Origin of the sequence: Isoptericola croceus (genome assembly GCF_029382255.1) — a bacterium.
Lineage (GTDB): Bacteria > Actinomycetota > Actinomycetes > Actinomycetales > Cellulomonadaceae > Isoptericola > Isoptericola croceus.
In genome coordinates, this window is the sequence record NZ_JARLLG010000494.1 from 1 (window position 1) to 256 (window position 256).

The window sequence follows — 256 nt, forward strand, 5'->3', positions numbered from 1 at the left end:
TGAGCCGCTCCAGATGGGTGCCCTCAAGTACGTGGAAGAGCTTCAGAAGAAGAAGCAGTCCGACGTGATCCGCTTCCTGCTGCGCGTCCGATGCTGGGAGGTGAGACCCCTCGAATATCCGACATGAACACTCGCCGGAAAGCTCGTGTGCTTTGCCGTAGGATGCCTTTAGTGGTGTTGCTGGGCGGGCTCGATTTCCTGCCGGCGGGTGGACGTGTGGCACACAATTCTTGTGTGTCTTGCTATACACTCGTTG

At 57.4% G+C, this 256-nt stretch carries 1 protein-coding gene; it reads left to right on the top strand.

Annotation, left to right across the window (positions count from 1 at the left end; all coding sequences use genetic code 11):
• Positions 1-13: 13 nt before the first annotated feature.
• Entirely contained in the window at positions 14-127 is a 114-nt protein-coding gene (locus tag PZC42_RS24975) for a hypothetical protein (RefSeq protein WP_498041213.1), read from the top strand.
• Positions 128-256 lie beyond the last annotated feature (129 nt).

Excerpts from the sequence above, each read along its gene's own strand:
- PZC42_RS24975 (WP_498041213.1), top strand. The coding sequence starts at position 14 with ATGGGTGCCCTCAAGTACGTGGAAGAGCTTCAGAAGAAGAAGCAGTCC.